2 protein-coding genes are annotated in these 1,126 nt (G+C 41.4%); both read right to left on the bottom strand.

Annotated elements, in window-relative coordinates:
• The coding region (locus G5B11_RS18690) for a DUF6870 family protein (protein ID WP_173729331.1) at positions 1-209 on the bottom strand (209 nt) is incomplete at its 3' end.
• Positions 190-570 (bottom strand): type II toxin-antitoxin system PemK/MazF family toxin, encoded by a 381-nt coding sequence (locus G5B11_RS18685; protein ID WP_015568867.1) that lies wholly within the window; start codon positions 568-570, stop codon positions 190-192. The genes G5B11_RS18690 and G5B11_RS18685, both read right to left, overlap by 20 nt.
• Between the last annotated feature and the right edge of the window lie 556 nt (positions 571-1,126).

The raw sequence follows: 1,126 nt of genomic DNA, 5'->3' as shown, positions 1-1,126 counted from the left end.
GATATACCGTTATTGGCAAATCTGACTTTTACTTTCATATTACCGATCCGGACCAAATATGGATTTCCTACTTTATTCAGGAAAATATCTCTCCGTTCCTGAAGCGATTTATTTCTGTCTGCTTTTATCATCCGTAGATCAGTCATTTCATTGATATCTACGTCACTGAAATCCTGCTCCAGATAATTTCTATATTCCTCTGCCGTCATGCCCTTCTCCTTCCATTCCCATCTGAATCTGTACTGCTTTCAGTACCCGATCCAGGCTCCACTTGTTCACTCTTCCGCATTTCTCAATAATACATTTCGTAGAAATGCTCATAACCTGTTCAGCCAGTGCCAGGCTTCCTTTTCGGATTCCCGTCATATCATATTTGCTGATAAATACATGTGTTGGCAAATACCGTTTCTTATAAATTCTTGATGTCAGCGGAACTACCGTTATGACTGAACTGTATGTATTGGCTTTATTATTACTCACTACGATCACCGGTCTTACTCCACCCTGAACAGATGTTGTAGGAAACATACCGAGATCTGCCCATAAAATATCTCCTCTGCGGATTGTCATTTGTCCTCTCTCCAATCTATTATTTTTATTTGTAAAGCATCCATAGCGCTATATTGGCTCCACAGGAATACGGCAGAGTTTCTTTCCCATAAGGAAAGCTCTGCCGCATAACCTCTATAGCCAATTTGATTATTAAACAGTGCTCGCTCGATTCTATTTATCCTCGATACCCCGAATCGTTACTCCCGCATATGCAGGAAGGGAATAATAACCTGCCCGGATGCTATACTCCGGACCACAACCCGGAAACTCTCGTTTCCAGGCTCCAGCAGTTCATAGGTTTACCAGTTACAGACTTCTCAGGATCTGCAAGTGTATCGCATCTCATACATATCATCGCATCACCAGCCTGCCAGCTGGCTTCGGTCAGTGCTTTTTCGCAGCATTACAGACTGAACTAAAAATCTTTGTTTTGTCTTATAATCCTATAGCGGCATCTTCCTCGTGCTCTTTGCATGAAATGTCACGTCAGTTATTATTGGATATTCAGTTATCATGGTGCATTTTAGGAAGTCCTTTAACTTCCTCTAATTACTAAAGTCAAATGACTTTGGCA

Source organism: Blautia glucerasea (assembly GCF_013304385.1).
GTDB classification, from domain to species: Bacteria; Bacillota; Clostridia; order Lachnospirales; family Lachnospiraceae; genus Blautia_A; species Blautia_A ammoniilytica.
This window is presented reverse-complemented; position numbering and strand designations above follow the sequence as displayed.